This window comes from Bacillus sp. UNC69MF, from assembly GCF_000746035.1.
In the GTDB taxonomy this organism is placed as follows: Bacteria; Bacillota; Bacilli; order Bacillales; family Bacillaceae; genus Bacillus; species Bacillus velezensis.
Genome location: NZ_JQKM01000015.1, coordinates 21,451 through 37,650, shown reverse-complemented (window position 1 = coordinate 37,650; position 16,200 = coordinate 21,451). Strand labels below are relative to the sequence as shown.

Genomic DNA, 16,200 nt, shown 5'->3' with positions numbered 1-16,200 from the left:
CATGAAAAAATTCGCATTGCTATTCATTGCGCTCGTTACGATTTTTGTTGTTTCTGCATGCGGAAACGGGGACAAAACATCAGGCAAATCAAAAGAAACAATCACAATCAAAGATGACCTGAACAAAGAAGGCGTCAAAGTGCCGAAGAATCCGAAAAAAGTCGTCGTATTCAACTTCGGAATGCTGGACACGATGGATGAACTGGGTTTACAGGATCATGTGGCGGGGCTTCCGAAACAAAACATTCCAAAATACTTATCTTCATATAAAAGTGATAAATACACCAATACAGGCGGTTTAAAAGAACCGGATTTTGAAAAAGTCGCGGATATTGACCCGGATTTAATCATTATCGCTCACAGACAATCTGATTCTTATAAAGAGTTCTCAAAAATCGCGCCGACGATTTACCTTGATGATGACTATACAAACTACGTTGACAGATTCAAGCACAACACCGAAGTGATCGGCAAAATCTTTAACAAAGAAAATGAAGTGAAAGATAAGCTTGCGAAAATTGACAAATCCATTGCGGATCTGAAGAAAAAGACAAGCAGCACGGATAAAAACGGGTTAGTGGTGATGGCGAACGACGGCAAAATCAGCGCGTTCGGATCTAAATCAAGATACGGCTTCATTCATGATGTGTTCGGCGTCAAACCGGCTGACAAAAACATCGAAGCCTCATTGCACGGACAAAGCATTTCTTATGAATATATCGCCAAAACAAACCCTGATTATATGTTTGTCGTTGACCGCGGAACAGCGATCGGCACAAAATCTTCAACAAAACAAGTGGTTGAAAATGATTATGTAAAATCGGTGAAAGCGGTGAAAAACAACCATGTTGTCTACCTTGATTCAGCTACATGGTATTTATCAGGAGGCGGCCTGGAATCCATGGCGCAAATGGTGAAAGAAGTTAAAGACGGAATCGAGAAGTAAAAAAAGAACCCGGTCACATACGTGATCGGGTTCTTTTTGGTTTACCGCGTAACGGCCTGCTGCTGCTCGGGCTGACGCGGTTTTTTCTTCAATATAAAAGATAGGAGGAAGCCGGCCAGCGCGATGCAGGCGGCTACGACAAATGCCGCATTCATGCCGTGCAGGGCGGCGTTTGCCGGAGTTGTCGCATTTGCGTGCGCGGCCTGGCTGCTCATCACGGAAACTAGCAGCGCCGTACCGATAGAACCGCCGACTTGTCGGACGGTATTGTTCATGGCTGTGCCGTGCGGAATTAAGTGGCGCGGCAGGGCGTTGATACCCGCTGTCGTCACCGGCATCATAATCATGGCTGTTCCCAAAAGCCGCGCGGTATAAACGACGACAATCCAAATGAGAGACGTCGAGTCCGTCAGATTCATAAACGGCAGGGACGTGAGCAGGATGATGAAGAATCCGGTCATCGCAAGGCCCTTTCCGCCGATTTTGTCAAACACCCGGCCGATAAACGGAGACATCATCCCCATCACAATCGCGCCCGGCAAAAGCATTAATCCGGTATCAAACGCGGATACGCCCCGGACTTTTTGCGTGTAAAGCGGGAGAATGGTTTCCGTTCCGATCAGCAGCGCGAAAACAAGCGTTCCGAGCAGGGTGGTCAGGCTGAAAATCCCGAAAGAAAACACACGGAATTCCAGCATCGGTTTTTTGAGCTTCATCTGTCTTGCGATAAAGAAAATCAGCGCGACCGCTCCGACAAGCAGCGAAGTCAGCACTTCAGCACTGGTCCACCCTGATGAACCGGCGCTTGAGAAGCCGTAAAGCAGACCGCCGAATCCGAGGGTCGATAAGATCACAGATAAAATATCAATCTGTGTTTCTCGTAATGTCGTGACGTTTTTCATCAGAATAATCGCTAAAAGCAAATCGATGACTGCGATCGGGAAGATAATATAAAACAAAGACCGCCAAGAGAATGCTTCGACCGCCCATCCGGAAAGCGTCGGGCCGATCGCCGGCGCGAACGAAATAACCAAGCCGACCATACCCATGGCGCGGCCGCGCTTTTCCATCGGGAAAATCGTGAGAAATACCGTCTGCATGAGCGGCAGCATAATTCCGGCGCCGGCCGCCTGAATAATCCGGGCCGTTAAGAGCACCGGAAAGTTCGGGGCGAATGCGCCGACAATGGTGCCCGCCGTGAAAATACTCATGGCGGAAATCAAGAGGGTGCGGCTTGTGAATTTCTCTATTAAAAACGCGGTAATCGGAATCAAAATCCCGTTCGTCAGCATAAACGACGTTGTCAGCCATTGCGCTTTGTTGGCGTCTATATTGAAGTCATTCATAATGTGCGGCAGCGCCGTAATAAGCAGTGTCTGGTTCAAAATGGCGACGAACGCACCCGCCAAAAGAATCCCGACAATGACAGAGCGGTTGTATGGTGCAGTTTTAATACTCTTATTCAAGCTGATTCCTTCTTTCTTTATAGTTTGAGCAATGTTTTAACGGCTGCAAGCGGCTGGTGCAGCGGTCCGGCCTGCTCCAAATAACCGATGAGCGCTTTTATAAGAAAATCTCGCGGCTGTTTGTCCGCTGATTCTTTCTCCAGCATAACCGCCGCGGAAGCGAGTCCTGCGGCGTCATATTTTTCCTCCGGAAGGGCTGAGACGGCTTCTTTCAGTTCCTTCAGGCTTTCAGCCAGCAATACGGTTTTGTCTTTCGGCTCAAATGAGGAAGCGGAGGCGGTATAAAGGTCAATCATCTCCTGAGGCAAAGCGGTTTCGGTTGTCCTGTTTTCGACGATGAGATTGAGATGGCGGATGATAAACTCCGTGAGCGGCTCCAGGGCGAGCGGTTCTTTTTCCAGCTTAATCAGCGTGATGCATTCTCTCAGGAGCCCCTGCAGGACGATCACCAGCTCCCATACATAAGGAATAATGTCTTCGCCGTACGTCTGAATCAGTGAATCGCGATGCCAGCAGATAAAGGTGGAGCGGGCCCTGTGAATATGCCGTTTTACCCGCTCATTAATGGAAGAGGGGCTTCCGTACATCAGCATATTAAAAAACTGCTGGTTGCGCCTGAAGCCTTCAAGCTCAGCCATCAGTTTTTTGGCAAACCGTTCCTCAGGGGAGAGGCTCGTTTCTTCATTTAATAATGAAGCGGCCGCTACCATCTGTTTCTGGTTAAAATCGAGCAGCTCCAGGAGCAGGTCTTCCTTTGATTCAAACAGCTTATACAAAGATGCTTTGGAGACTTTGCACTCCTCTGCGATCGCCTGCATCGAAACCGACGAAAAGCTTTTCCCGGAAAAAAGCTTCCTTGCCGCCAGCAGAATATCCGTTTTCTTATCATTCATAAGCCCAGATTCCTTCTTTCGTCACAATAGAAAACCCATCGGTTCACAGAAAACCAATGAGTATATGATGAAAATATTAACAAAAATTTTTACATAGTGTCAACGTTTTTGTTTGAGAAATAGAAAAAACCTGCCGGAGTGTTCCGGCAGGCTGATACGTTTATTTATCCGTCTTAAATCCTTGTTTTTCAAGCATTTCACGAATGTGAGGATAATAAACCTGCTTATAGTAGGAAGTGATGCCTTGTGACCAGTTTCTTGTTTCCTGTCCGTCGGTGCGTTTTTTCATGTATTCGGACATCTGCTTGTCATAGGCCTCGATATGGGTTCTTAAATCTTCTTCTTGATACGTTTCATGATGCAGAACGGCTGCTTGCGGCAGACGCGGTTTTTTCGCGGAGCGGTCTGCCGGATGGCCGATGACGAGACCGGAAACCGGGAAAACGTATTTCGGAAGTTTCAGCAATTCAATGAGTTCGTCAGGTTTGCCGCGCACGGCGCCGATCGGCACAGTGCCGAGTCCCATTGATTCAGCCGCAGCCGTTGCCGTACCCAGCGCAATCCCGACATCTACGGCTCCGACTAGAACGGACTCTAAACCGTTCGTGATCTCAAGCGGTGTATCATTATATTCTTCAAGCGCAATTTTGGCGCGGTTAAAATCAGCGCAGAATAAAAGGAAAACCGGCGCTTGGTCAATCCACGGCTGGCCGCCGGCCAATTCGGATATTTTTTTCTTCCGCTCCTTATCTTTCACCGCAATAACGGTAAATTGCTGGCCGTTAATGGAAGTCGGCGCTGCCTGAGTTGCTTGGATGATAAGGTCCAGCTGCTCATCCGATACGGGTTCATCTGTGTAGCTGCGGATGGAACGGTGGTCTGTTAATATTTGAAGGACTTCGTTCATGTCATTCATCCTTTCGTTACTCTGACAGTTCTGTGCGGACGACGTCAAGCGGCGCACTCAGCACTTCTTTTGCTTTTGCCACGAATCCTTGGAAATGGTCAGTTGCGTTGTGGAATTTCATCGCTTCTTCATCTTTCCATTGCTCAAGCATAACGAATGTATTTTCCTCACCGACTTTTTCGAAAAGATCGTATTGCACATTTCCTTCTTCCGCGCGTGAATGCTGAATAAGTGATTGTGCTTCTCCTAAAAATTCCTCGCGTTTATCCGCTTTTACTTTCATGTAAGCCTGTAAGACGATCATGGTTATTCCTCCTGATTGGGTTAATTTGTTATAGTTCGAATATTATCGAACTAACTGTAACATGTTTCGCTGCGAATGGTAAAGGAAAAACCCTCACCGCCTAAATTGTCACCCGCCGATGATCTGTGTTACATTTGACTCATGAACATTCCAAACCATCCTGAAACCGAACGCTTACAGCTGACAAAGGTTCTTCATGCTCTGAGTGATCCGCTCCGCTTAGAGCTGGTCAAACAATTGGCGGAAACAACAGAAAAAACGTGCGGAACCTGCGCTGATGTCCGGGTCGCTAAATCAACGCTGTCCCATCACTTCAAAGTGCTGCGGGAAGCGGGGGTCGCCCAAGTACGTATAGACGGGAAGCACCGTTATTATTCCCTGCGCAAAGATGATTTACAAGCGGCGTTTCCCGGCCTGCTGGAGGCGATTTTGCAGACAGAGCCGGACCGCTGGTAAATAAGTCCCCGAATTCCGAGGGTTTTTTATGCACCGAAAACTGCCCGGTAAAGCCTGTGGACGCCTTCTTGAATATCGCTCTCCTTCAGGCGGGCGAACCCCAGGATAAGCTGCGGTTTGTTTGAATCGCCTCCTGCTTTCAGACGGAACCGGCTCATCGCAAACAGGTCGAGCTGTTCTGCATCCGCCCGTGCCAATATCTCTTTTTCTGAACGGGCGCAGTCAAACTCAGTGACAAAATGAAGCCCCGCATTGGCGCCCTTTACACTGATTCTTTCACCGAATGTTTCTTCCAAAGCCGAAATGAGGCGTTCCCGCATGTTCTTATAATGCTGCTTCATCTTTTTAATATGTTTCTGATATTCACCTGATTCGATAAATTCTTTCAGCGCGAGCTGGGCAAGCGTGCTGCACGTATGCAGGTCATACGCTCTCTCTTTGAACGTCCGCAAAAGCCCGGGCGGCAGAACCATATAGCTGATGCGCAGACCTGGGAAAAGGGATTTTGAAAAGGTCCCCATGTAGATGACATTTTGAAACCGGTCAAGGCTTTGAAGCGCCGGTATCGTATCGGCGTCATATTTAAATTCACTGTCATAATCATCTTCAATGATGAAGCGGCCGTTCTGTTCGGCGGCCCAGTTTAAAAGCTGAATCCGCCGGGAAGCCGGCATGATCACGCCTGAGGGGAATTGATGGGAAGGCGTGGTGATCAATACAGAGGGCCGGCGTTTTTCGATTTCGTTCATGGACATGCCTTTTTCATCAAGGCTGATCGTCGCAACCTTTTTCCCGAGGTTTTGCAGCAGCCGGTACATCCTCATATATCCCGGGTTCTCCATGGCATAGAGCGCGTCTTTTGGCAGCAGTTCCGTCAGCAGCTGCATCAGCATTTGCGTGCCCGCTCCGAGCACGATTTGTTCCGGGCGGCATGTAACGCCCCTTGTCAGGGAAATAAGCCGCGAAATTGTTTCACGGACTTCATATAAACCTTGCGGGTGGACGAGTTCTCCGAGTGTATGAAATGAACGGGCGGCTGCTTTATGCTCACAGCGGAACCAGCTTTTCAGGGGGAAATGCGCCGTATCCACGCTCATATGAGAAAACGAAATCCAGCCGCTTTTATCCGTCTCCCGCTCTTTTAAATCTTCAGGCAATGAGAGCGAAGGCGTTTCTTCATGATCAAACGTTTCAATTTCCTCCACGAAAAAGCCTTTTCTTTCAACCGCATATAAATAACCTTCCGAAAGCAGCTGCTGATAAGCTGAATTCACTGAATTTACGCTGACCTTCAGCGTCTCGGCAAGCTCCCGTTTAGACGGCACCTTTGTATGAGGCATCAGGCTGCGCTTTAAAACGGCCGCTTTTATGTGCTGATAGATCTGCTGATAGATATAATCCGCCGTTTCCGAATGGTCAATGGAAATCGTCAGCATCCAGACCCTGCCCCTTTCTGATACCATGGATAAATTGATTTTGGTACTTTTCATCATACCAAAAAGAAGTCAGAATGATAAGAAAACAATGCAGGGGGATGGAATCTATGAGTCGAACAGCATCATCGGAAGTGACAACTGCCCAGTGGCAGCAAAAACGGGATCAATTCGTTTCCAAGGGGGTCGGCAACGGAAACCGCAGCATGGCGGTAAAAGGGGAAGGGGCGCTTTTGTACGATTTGGACGGCAGACGATTCATTGATTTTGCCGGAGCGATCGGAACGCTGAATGTCGGCCATTCCCATCCGAAAGTGGTGGAGGCCGTGAAGAAACAGGCGGAGGATCTGATTCACCCGGGATTTAACGTCATGATGTATCCGTCTTATATTGAGCTGGCCGAAAAACTTTGCGCCCTTGCGCCGGGAGATCATGCGAAAAAAGCGATTTTTCTCAATTCGGGGGCGGAAGCGGTGGAAAACGCCGTGAAAATCGCCAGAAAATATACGAAGCGCCAGGCTGTCGTGTCATTTACAAGAGGGTTCCACGGCCGCACGAACATGACGATGAGCATGACGAGCAAGGTGAAGCCTTATAAATTCGGTTTCGGCCCGTTTGCCTCAGAGGTGTATCAGGCGCCGTTTCCTTACTATTATCAAAAGCCGTCCGGCATGAGCGACGAGCAGTATGACGACTTTATCATCAGCGCTTTTGAGGATTTCTTTATCGCCGCAGTTGCACCGGAAACCGTCGCCTGTGTCGTCATGGAGCCGGTTCAGGGAGAAGGAGGCTTCATCATTCCGTCAAAACGTTTCGTCCAGCACGTCGCCGCTTTTTGTCAAAAACACGGCATCGTTTTTGTGGCGGATGAGATTCAGACCGGTTTTGCCAGAACGGGAACGTATTTTGCGATTGAACATTTCGGGGCCGTTCCTGATTTGATCACCGTTTCCAAATCACTTGCGGCCGGATTGCCGCTCAGCGGCGTCATCGGCCGGGCGGAAATGCTTGATGCCGCCGCGCCGGGGGAACTCGGGGGCACATATGCGGGAAGCCCGCTCGGCTGTGCGGCTGCGCTTGCGGTCTTGGATATTATTGAAGAAGAAGGGCTGAATCAGCGTTCCGAGGAGATCGGCCGGATCATCGAGCATCAAGCGCTCGAGTGGAAAAAAGAGCATGCCTGCATCGGAGAAGTGCGCAGACTCGGCGCGATGGCGGCCATCGAAATTGTCAAAGATCCGGACACGCGGGAACCGGACAAAGCAAAAGCCGCGGCGATCGCCAAAACGGCGAACGAGAACGGACTGCTGCTGCTGACGGCCGGCATTAACGGCAACATTATCAGATTCCTGACGCCGCTTGTGGTGACGGATGAGCAGCTCAAAGAAGGCCTTTCCATTATCGAAGCAGCTCTGTGAGTTCAATTATTGGAATGCCGGCGGATGTGTCTGCTATCATGAAAGTGTGAGATACATCAACTAGCATTCAATGGCTTTACTATAGCAGAGAAAGGAATGTTCAATATGCCAGAACAATTAACAGTGTACAACCCGGCAACGGGAGAGGCGATCGAAAGCATCCCCCAGCAGACGGCCGAAGATGTTGAAAAAGCGATTGAACGTTCACATCAAGCGTTTCAATCATGGTCCAAAACATCAGCGGGAGAACGTGCCTCACTTTTGAGAAAATGGTATGAGCTGATTGTTGAAAATAAAGAAGAACTTGCGGAATTAATTACGAAAGAAAACGGCAAACCGTACGAAGAAGCGGTCGGAGAAGTTTTATACGGCGCCGGCTATATTGAATGGTTCGCCGAAGAAGCAAAACGGATTTACGGCAGAACAGTACCTGCGCCGACAACGGGCAAACGGATTGTCGTCACCCGTCAGGCGGTCGGCCCGGTAGCCGCGATCACGCCGTGGAATTTCCCGAATGCGATGATTACAAGAAAAGCCGCGCCCGCTTTGGCGGCAGGCTGTACATTCATCATCAAACCGGCGGAGGATACGCCGCTTTCCGCTTACGCCCTTGCGCGTCTCGCATATGAAGCGGGAATTCCGAAGGACGTGCTGCAAGTGGTAATCGGTGACGGAGCGGAAATCGGAAACGTCTTCACCAGCAGCCCGAAAATCCGCAAAATTACCTTTACCGGCTCAACGCCTGTCGGCAAAATCCTGATGAAAAACAGCGCCGACACCGTAAAACATATGTCAATGGAGCTTGGCGGACATGCGCCGCTGATCGTGGATGAAGACGCTGATCTTGATCTGGCGGTAGCCCAAACAATGGCCTCTAAATTCAGAAATGCCGGCCAAACCTGCGTCTGTGCGAACCGGCTGATCGTACACGAATCCGTAAAAGACGAGTTTGCGAAAAAACTGAGTGAAGAAGCTGCGAAACTCAAAGTCGGAAACGGTCTTGAAAAAGGCGTAAACGTCGGCCCTGTCATCAACAAAAAAGGCTTCGATAAAATCGTCGGCCAAATTAATGACGCCGTGGAAAAAGGCGCAAAAGTGCTGACGGGCGGAACGTATGACCAAAACGATGAAAAAGGCTGCTATTTCGTGACACCGACCGTGCTGTCAAATGTAGATACATCCATGAACATCATGCATGAAGAAACATTCGGCCCGGTTGCGCCGATCGTTACGTTCTCAGATATTGATGAAGCGATCAAGCTTGCGAACGATACGCCGTTCGGGCTTGCGGCTTATTTCTTCACAGAAAACTACCGCCGCGGCATCTATATTTCTGAACAGCTTGAATACGGCATCATCGGCTGGAATGACGGCGGTCCGTCCGCGGTTCAAGCGCCGTTCGGAGGAATGAAAGAAAGCGGCATCGGCCGTGAAGGCGGTACGGAAGGCATTGAGCCGTACCTGGAAACCAAATACATGTCTATCGGACTTTAATGATCCGAAAAGAAAGCCCCGCTTCTAAGCGGGGCTGTTTTTATTGAGCAGTCTGCCGGTGAATATCGCCGGCAGGCTTTTTTGATCTTGCGGGAATAATCGGTTCGATTCCAGACAAAATAACAGCAAATACGATTGAAAGAAGGTCGCCATCATGGATATATTATTGGCTCTTCTCCCGGCTTTATTTTGGGGGAGCATCGTGTTATTTAACGTCAAATTAGGCGGCGGGCCTTACAGCCAGACGCTGGGAACGACAATCGGGGCGCTCATCGTTTCGTTTGTGCTGTATCTGTTTGTCCACCCGGTGCTGTCCGGGCGCATTTTTATTGTCGGCATCATCTCGGGGCTGTTTTGGTCGCTCGGCCAAAGCAATCAGCTTAAAAGCATACAGCTGATGGGCGTTTCAAAAACGATGCCGATATCAACGGGAATGCAGCTCGTCTCGACTTCTTTGTTCGGTGTTATCGTATTCAAAGAATGGTCAACCCCGATCGCGATTACGCTGGGTATTCTCGCCCTTATTTTTATCATCATCGGGATTGTGCTCACATCTTTAGAAGATAAAAAGGGGCGGGCGGACGGAGAACCGGGAAACTTAAAAAAAGGCATTGTCATCCTGCTGATCTCCACGCTCGGTTATTTGGTCTATGTCGTTGTGGCCCGGCTGTTCGGCGTATCCGGATGGTCAGCGCTCCTGCCGCAGGCGATCGGGATGGTCATCGGCGGACTGCTCCTGACGTACAAGCATAAACCGTTTAATAAGTACGCCCTCAAGAACATTCTGCCGGGAATCATCTGGGCGCTCGGGAATATGTTTCTGTTCATCTCACAGCCGCGCGTCGGAGTTGCGACAAGTTTTTCCCTCTCTCAAATGGGGATCGTCATCAGCACGCTCGGCGGAATCTTCATTCTCCGTGAGAGCAAAACGAAGCGTCAGCTGGTCGCCATTGCCATCGGGATTATCCTGATCATTGTGGCCGCGGTATTCTTAGGCGTTGCGAAATCAAATTCATAACAAATGCAGGAGGTTTGAACATGTACACGGATTTAAAAGGAAAAGTCGTTGCCATTACGGGAGCTTCATCAGGATTAGGAAAAGCGATGGCGATCCGCTTCGGACAGGAGCAGGCGAAAGTCGTGGTTAACTACTATAGTAATGAAAAAGACGCCCAAACCGTTAAAGAAGAGATTCAAAAAGCGGGAGGCGAAGCGGTCATCGTTCAAGGAGACGTCACAAAAGAAGAAGATGTCAAAAACATCGTGCAGACCGCGGTGAAGGAATTCGGGACATTGGATGTCATGATCAATAACGCCGGCATGGAAAATCCGGTTCAGTCACATGAAATGCCGCTTAAAGACTGGAACAAAGTCATCAATACCAATCTGACCGGCGCTTTCTTAGGAAGCCGCGAAGCCATTAAATATTACGTAGAGAATGATATTCAAGGAAACGTCATTAACATGTCGAGCGTACATGAAATGATTCCATGGCCTCTGTTTGTTCACTACGCGGCGAGTAAAGGCGGCATCAAATTGATGACGGAAACGCTGGCGCTTGAGTACGCGCCGAAGCGCATCCGTGTCAACAACATCGGGCCGGGAGCCATCAATACGCCGATCAACGCGGAAAAATTTGCGGATCCCGTTCAGAAAAAAGATGTGGAAAGCATGATTCCGATGGGATATATCGGTGAGCCGGAAGAAATCGCGGCTGTCGCCGTCTGGCTTGCTTCAAAGGAATCAAGCTACGTAACCGGCATTACGCTGTTTGCTGACGGGGGAATGACCAAATATCCGTCATTCCAGGCAGGCCGCGGATAAGAAAAAAAGCGATCGCAGGCTCTTTAGAGCCGGATCGCTTTTTGCTTACGCGCGTTTTTTCTTTACAAGCGCCGTGATGGAAAGGATAATCGCCGCAGCTGACAGAACGATGGCTGCAATATCAAGCGCTGATACGCCGGATTTGCTTTCTTCGTTTGACTGTTCAGCTCCGTGCGCATCCGTCACGCTGGCCGATTTCGTGATTTTCGTAATCGAGTGAGGCGTGTCGGCTTTCTCATCACCCGTCCATTCTACAATGCTGCCGTCTTTGTAATATTGGTAAGCGTCCCAAGCGGCATCTCCGCTCTTTTCAGGATTTTTCGCAACGAACGTGAACTGCTGGAATTGGCCGGGCTGGATGCCGCCGTCCTTTGCTTCCCAAGTGACGGAGACCGCTTTGTCATCATGTTTGGATACGGATGTTTTCCAGCCCGGAATCGGCTGATATTGCTGAAATTCAACGCCGGCGGGCATTTTCAGCACGACTTTCGTTGTCGGCTGATTCTTTTCCACAGGCACTTTCATCGTGTACGTTTCCCAAGAACCGGCCGCGGATTCCGCGGGTTTGACTGAGACGTGGGCGCTTGCTGTCGCCGTAAAACCGACGAGTGACAGGGTCACGGCGGATATGAATAATAAAGCCTTTTTTTTCAACATGAGATACACTCCTTAGTTTGTCGTTGAGAATATTTGGTTGATTTCATTAAAATCGTTTGTCAGCCCGTGGACTTTGATCTTCCAGTTTCCCTTTTCGGTGATGGACAGGTTGGCGGCTTCAAATGTGCCTTCCTTCGTCTTCTTCAAATCAAAGGTGCTTTCATGCTGTTTGCCGCTGAAGCCCGTCTGGTAAACAGTGACCGTAAATTGCTGAATGTCTTTTACCAAGCTGCCGTTGTGATCGGTGACAATGACTTGAAATTCATTTTTACCCGGCTGGTTCGGCGTAATGTGCAAGGACAGGGTTTCCCCGTTTCCGATCGTTTCTGAGCCGTTAAAAGGCAATGGCGCAGGCGGCGGCGGACTGGGCAGGCTTGTGAAGACGGCGGTTGTAAATAACACCGCGATGCCTAGTGCCCATTCGGCCTTTATCGTTGCGCTGATGCTCCTTTTTCTGCTGAACTTCGTCATCCATACGTGAACGGCGCCGAGCACAAGCATGCTGACAAACAGTCCGATTTTCAAAAGGAGCGTCTTACCGTAAGCGGTGTGAAAGAGTGAATCAAACGTGCGGATAATGAAAAATCCGTTCAGCACACCTGAAAATAACAGCACACCGACAGAGGCGAACGCCCAAGGAGAAAACCGTCTGACCGTTTCCCAAGCGATGGTTTTATCGGGTTTTCTCCACTCTGATGAAAGAAGCAGCACAAGCGCGGCGATACCGCCCATCCATACAGACGCGGCCGATAAATGGAGAAAGTCCATCGCGATGCCGACCGCTTTTTCGTCGATAACCGCCGCATGCCCGGCGAATGCTTTTGCCAAAAGCGAAGCGAAGAAGAACAACAGCGGCGCCGTCCAGTACGCAAATGACCGGAATGCTTTCTTCTTCAACAGCGGGATCATGGACAGGGCGAGCAGGATAAATAAGCTGATCTGGATCATCCAGACGTACCCGCCTGCCGTTTTCAGAAGCGTTTCTTTTACATAGTCCGGCTGGAACGCGGCGCTCCAAGCGCCGCCCGCGTTTTCTTTCGTCTGGATCGGGAGCTGGCAGATAAGCGCGAGCCCCGTTACACATAAAGAAATCACGAGCAGCTTTACAGTTCGTTTTGCTTTTGATGAATCTTTATTATTTCTGTACCAAAACAGATGGAAAAAAGCCGTGCCGATAAACAGGGAGAGAGCGGTGTACAAAATACCGCGGTCGATGGCCGCTTCGGGATGAAGCGCCGCTTGCGATGATGTCTGCTCCTGAAGTTCTCCGCCGGCTTTTCCGACACTGAAAGGGATGACGCCTGATACCGGATGTCCGTCGGCCGATACCGCGTTCCATTCCGCTCTGTAAATATCATGCGGCAGATTTTTTTTCAATGCCGCGGTCATGATGCGGGCATCATTTTTTTGAATCACCGTTTTGCCCGCATCGACCCGTTCGCCGGATGAATTATAGACCTTAATGGAGTGGAAGCCTTCTTCAATCTGTTCATTAAACTCAATTTCAATCTGCTTCGGCGCTTGTTTTAATTCGCTGTTCTCACCCGGATTTGAGTTTGTGATGTAGGCGTGGGCGAAGCTTGTTTTCGGAATCAAAACAAGGAACAGCAAAAAGATGAGCCAGCGTTTGTTCTGTCTCATGGATGATGACACCGCCTTCCGGTTGGTTGTTGTTATGTCTTGCTGCAGGTGCATCCCTTCTGCCTGTCGTGTAAGATGATGTCCGCCGCCTCGTCAAAGGTGCAAATGATCCCGCCGAATCCTTTTTGAAACCGTTCTGCGTAATCAAGCGTTGAGAAGGGAATCGCCTGAGGCCGGCAGCAGTGAAGGTCAATATCGGCATGGACTAAAAAGTATGCGGAAGCGGCCGTCAGCGTCGTCTGGAGAAGAAAATCTTTACAAATGACGTGGGACACTTCTTCCTTTTTATCCTCATACCGCAAAATCGCGCAATGAATGCAGCACATCTGCTCAACGGCTTGTGAAACGGTAATAAGCTGAACAGAATACGAATGCTGAATCGGCCGCAGGCAATAGCCGCATTGATTGGCGCTTCGTTCTGAAGCGGGAGGGAGCGTAATGCCGCCGGGTGTCCGGATAATCCGGTTTGCATCCGCCAGCTGATTGACATCTCTGTACACGGTCATCTCGGAGACGCCGAATCTCTCGCTTATGTCAGAGATTTTCAGCGCGCCCTCTTCTTTCAGCCATTCAAGCAAGGTTTGCTGTCTGTGAATCGGAAGCAATTCTGCATCCTCCTTTTTATGCGAATGAGTGATGAACCTCCCTCTAAGAGTAGATGTTTTCACAGATGCACACAAGAGCCTGATGATAAAATATGTGAAAAAATGTTGAACAATCACAAATGTAAAAGACGTAGTCAGACTCTGTTATAATAGAAGAGTTGAATGGAGGAATAAACATGAAAGAAACGACCTGCCCGAACTGCGGCAAGCCGATTACAGGCGACATGGTCAGATCATCCATGATCCCGTGCCAGTTTCAGTGCGGGCATTGCCATGTGAAATTGCGTGAATATAAAGTATCAGCTCCGATTATGGCTGCGGCCATTGCGATCACGGTGCTTTTGATTTATCTTGTGCAGATGGCCAGAACCGCCGTCATGCCGATGTTTCCGGCAGCGCGGTATGTGCCGGCCGCCATTTTCGCGCTCGTATGTGCGTATCCGGTGTTTATTGTCAGTGAGCGGCTCATTGCCAAACTCGTCGTCACAAAAGGACACATTATATACAGAAAGCGGTAAGACACCTTTGATGAGGTGTCTTTTTTTTGTTAAGGAGTTGTCACAGTCTCTGTGCCAAACTCCTCTTTACTTTTCATTGAATGGGGATTGTAAGCGTTTTATGATGAAGACACAGGGGAGAGAGAAACCCCGTGTCTTATTTATTTTCATCTGAAGGCAAGCAAACAGGGAGGGAATGAACATGCAGCAAGAACAGCAAGCTGGCATGAAAGTGAAGATACAGCGGTTCGGCAGTTATTTAAGCGGTATGATCATGCCGAATATCGGCGCATTTATCGCATGGGGAATTATCACCGCGCTGTTTATTCCAGCGGGATGGTTTCCGAATCCGCAGCTGAATACATTGGTAACCCCGATGATTACGTATCTACTGCCGCTTTTAATCGCATATACGGGCGGAAAAATGATTTACGATCACCGCGGGGGAGTCGTCGGAGCGACGGCGGCCATCGGAGTCATTGTCGGAGCGGACATTCCGATGTTCTTAGGGGCAATGATTATGGGGCCTTTGGGCGGTTATCTCATTAAACAATTAGACCGTGTGTTTAAAGATAAAGTCAGACAGGGTTTTGAAATGCTGATCAACAACTTCACGGCGGGAATTATCGGAGCTGTGCTGACGATTATCGCGTTTTATGCGATCGGCCCGGTCGTCCTGTCTCTTAACAAATTGCTGGCGGCGGGTGTGGAAGTCATTGTCCACGCGAATTTGCTGCCGATTGCAAGCGTTTTCGTAGAACCGGCGAAAGTCCTGTTCCTGAATAACGCGATCAACCACGGCATTTTAAGTCCGATCGGAATCGAGCAGGCCGCCAAAGCGGGTAAATCCATTCTGTTCTTAGTGGAAGCGAACCCCGGGCCGGGACTCGGTATTTTACTGGCATATATGTTCTTTGGGAAAGGCTCTTCAAGATCGACGGCTCCGGGAGCGGCGATCATTCATTTCTTCGGGGGGATTCATGAAATCTATTTCCCTTACATTTTAATGAAACCGATGCTGATCCTCGCGGCGATCGCCGGGGGAGCGAGCGGACTGCTTACATTCTCGATCTTTAACGCGGGTCTTGTCGCCGCATCATCTCCGGGAAGCATCATCGCCATTTTAGCGCTGACGCCGAAAGGAAGCTACCTCGGCGTGCTGGCGGGCGTCATCGTTGCCGCGGCCGTATCGTTTATCGTCTCGGCGTTTATTCTGAAATCGTCTAAAGCGAGCGAAGAAGATTTGACAGCCGCGGCGGAAAAAATGCAGGAAATGAAAGGCAGGAAAAGTGAAGCGGCGGCCGCGTTGGCAGACAAAGAGGAAGAGCCGGAAAACAGCGCCGCTGATATTTCCGCCGACCAAGTCAGCCGCATTATCTTCGCGTGTGACGCGGGTATGGGATCGAGCGCAATGGGCGCCTCCATTTTAAGAAACAAAGTGAAAAAAGCAGACCTGGATATTGATGTGACAAATACGTCGATCAATAATCTTCCGAATGACGCGGATATCGTCATTACGCATAAGGACCTGACTGACCGCGCGAAAGCGAAGCTGCCGCAGGCGGTGCACATTTCGGTTGATAATTTCTTGAACAGCCCGAAATACGATGAACTGATTGAAAAGCTTAAAAACTAATCAACAGAAAGAGGGATCTTCAT

General features: G+C 49.5%; 16 protein-coding genes. 8 read left to right on the top strand and 8 right to left on the bottom strand.

Going from position 1 to position 16,200, the window contains the following annotated elements; translation table 11 throughout:
• The first annotated feature begins 1 nt into the window (after nt 1).
• Nucleotides 2-946, top strand: a complete 945-nt coding sequence (locus tag BR62_RS0110755) for a siderophore ABC transporter substrate-binding protein (RefSeq protein ID WP_007410275.1) — start codon at nt 2-4, stop codon at nt 944-946.
• Nucleotides 947-987: 41 nt separating this feature from the next.
• Here the strand turns inward: BR62_RS0110755 and BR62_RS0110750 are convergent, their stop codons facing one another.
• The 4 genes from BR62_RS0110750 to BR62_RS0110735 form a co-directional block, all read right to left on the bottom strand.
• Nucleotides 988-2,412 (bottom strand): MDR family MFS transporter, encoded by a 1,425-nt coding sequence (locus tag BR62_RS0110750; protein ID WP_032866944.1) that lies wholly within the window; start codon nt 2,410-2,412, stop codon nt 988-990.
• Between the two features lie 17 nt (nt 2,413-2,429).
• Nucleotides 2,430-3,305, bottom strand: coding sequence for a TetR/AcrR family transcriptional regulator (locus BR62_RS0110745; protein ID WP_032870807.1), 876 nt, complete (start codon nt 3,303-3,305; stop codon nt 2,430-2,432).
• Nucleotides 3,306-3,465: 160 nt separating this feature from the next.
• Nucleotides 3,466-4,212, bottom strand: coding sequence for an oxygen-insensitive NADPH nitroreductase (gene nfsA / locus BR62_RS0110740; protein WP_016937252.1), 747 nt, complete (start codon nt 4,210-4,212; stop codon nt 3,466-3,468).
• Between the two features lie 16 nt (nt 4,213-4,228).
• The gene (locus tag BR62_RS0110735; protein ID WP_032870805.1) at nt 4,229-4,516 is read right to left on the bottom strand and encodes a putative quinol monooxygenase; all 288 of its coding nucleotides are present in this window, start codon (nt 4,514-4,516) and stop codon (nt 4,229-4,231) included.
• Nucleotides 4,517-4,657: 141 nt separating this feature from the next.
• On the opposite strand from BR62_RS0110735, the gene BR62_RS0110730 reads away from it, so the two are divergent.
• Entirely contained in the window at nt 4,658-4,972 is a 315-nt protein-coding gene (locus tag BR62_RS0110730; protein WP_032866940.1) for an ArsR/SmtB family transcription factor, read from the top strand.
• A gap of 26 nt (nt 4,973-4,998) precedes the next feature.
• On the opposite strand, the gene gabR is transcribed toward BR62_RS0110730, so the two are convergent.
• Nucleotides 4,999-6,408 (bottom strand): MocR-like transcriptional regulator GabR, encoded by a 1,410-nt coding sequence (gene gabR / locus BR62_RS0110725; protein ID WP_032870804.1) that lies wholly within the window; start codon nt 6,406-6,408, stop codon nt 4,999-5,001.
• Between the two features lie 107 nt (nt 6,409-6,515).
• On the opposite strand from gabR, the gene gabT reads away from it, so the two are divergent.
• The 4 genes from gabT to gdh all read left to right on the top strand — a co-directional run bounded on the left by gabT (nt 6,516) and on the right by gdh (nt 11,141).
• On the top strand, nt 6,516-7,823 hold the full coding sequence (gene gabT / locus BR62_RS0110720) for a 4-aminobutyrate--2-oxoglutarate transaminase (RefSeq protein ID WP_032870803.1): 1,308 nt from the start codon (nt 6,516-6,518) through the stop codon (nt 7,821-7,823).
• A gap of 105 nt (nt 7,824-7,928) precedes the next feature.
• Nucleotides 7,929-9,317, top strand: coding sequence for a succinate-semialdehyde dehydrogenase (gabD, locus tag BR62_RS0110715; RefSeq protein ID WP_007410282.1), 1,389 nt, complete (start codon nt 7,929-7,931; stop codon nt 9,315-9,317).
• Nucleotides 9,318-9,471: 154 nt separating this feature from the next.
• A complete protein-coding gene (locus tag BR62_RS0110710; protein ID WP_003156317.1) occupies nt 9,472-10,335 on the top strand; it encodes a RhaT/GlcU family sugar-proton symporter in 864 nt (287 codons plus the stop codon).
• Nucleotides 10,336-10,355: 20 nt separating this feature from the next.
• Complete coding sequence (gdh, locus tag BR62_RS0110705) at nt 10,356-11,141, top strand: glucose 1-dehydrogenase (protein WP_003156315.1); 786 nt, start codon at nt 10,356-10,358, stop codon at nt 11,139-11,141.
• A gap of 45 nt (nt 11,142-11,186) precedes the next feature.
• On the opposite strand, the gene BR62_RS0110700 is transcribed toward gdh, so the two are convergent.
• From BR62_RS0110700 to BR62_RS0110690, 3 genes are read right to left on the bottom strand one after another with little or no spacing between them, the layout of a single operon-like run.
• Nucleotides 11,187-11,798, bottom strand: a complete 612-nt coding sequence (locus tag BR62_RS0110700) for a YcnI family copper-binding membrane protein (protein ID WP_032870802.1) — start codon at nt 11,796-11,798, stop codon at nt 11,187-11,189.
• Between the two features lie 12 nt (nt 11,799-11,810).
• Entirely contained in the window at nt 11,811-13,439 is a 1,629-nt protein-coding gene (locus BR62_RS0110695) for a copper resistance CopC/CopD family protein (RefSeq protein WP_032870801.1), read from the bottom strand.
• Between the two features lie 32 nt (nt 13,440-13,471).
• Entirely contained in the window at nt 13,472-14,044 is a 573-nt protein-coding gene (locus BR62_RS0110690) for a DeoR family transcriptional regulator (RefSeq protein WP_032870800.1), read from the bottom strand.
• 176 nt (nt 14,045-14,220) lie between these two features.
• On the opposite strand from BR62_RS0110690, the gene BR62_RS0110685 reads away from it, so the two are divergent.
• Nucleotides 14,221-14,562, top strand: coding sequence for a hypothetical protein (locus BR62_RS0110685; protein WP_003156306.1), 342 nt, complete (start codon nt 14,221-14,223; stop codon nt 14,560-14,562).
• A gap of 175 nt (nt 14,563-14,737) precedes the next feature.
• Entirely contained in the window at nt 14,738-16,177 is a 1,440-nt protein-coding gene (locus BR62_RS0110680; protein ID WP_156097780.1) for a PTS mannitol transporter subunit IIBC, read from the top strand.
• Nucleotides 16,178-16,200 lie beyond the last annotated feature (23 nt).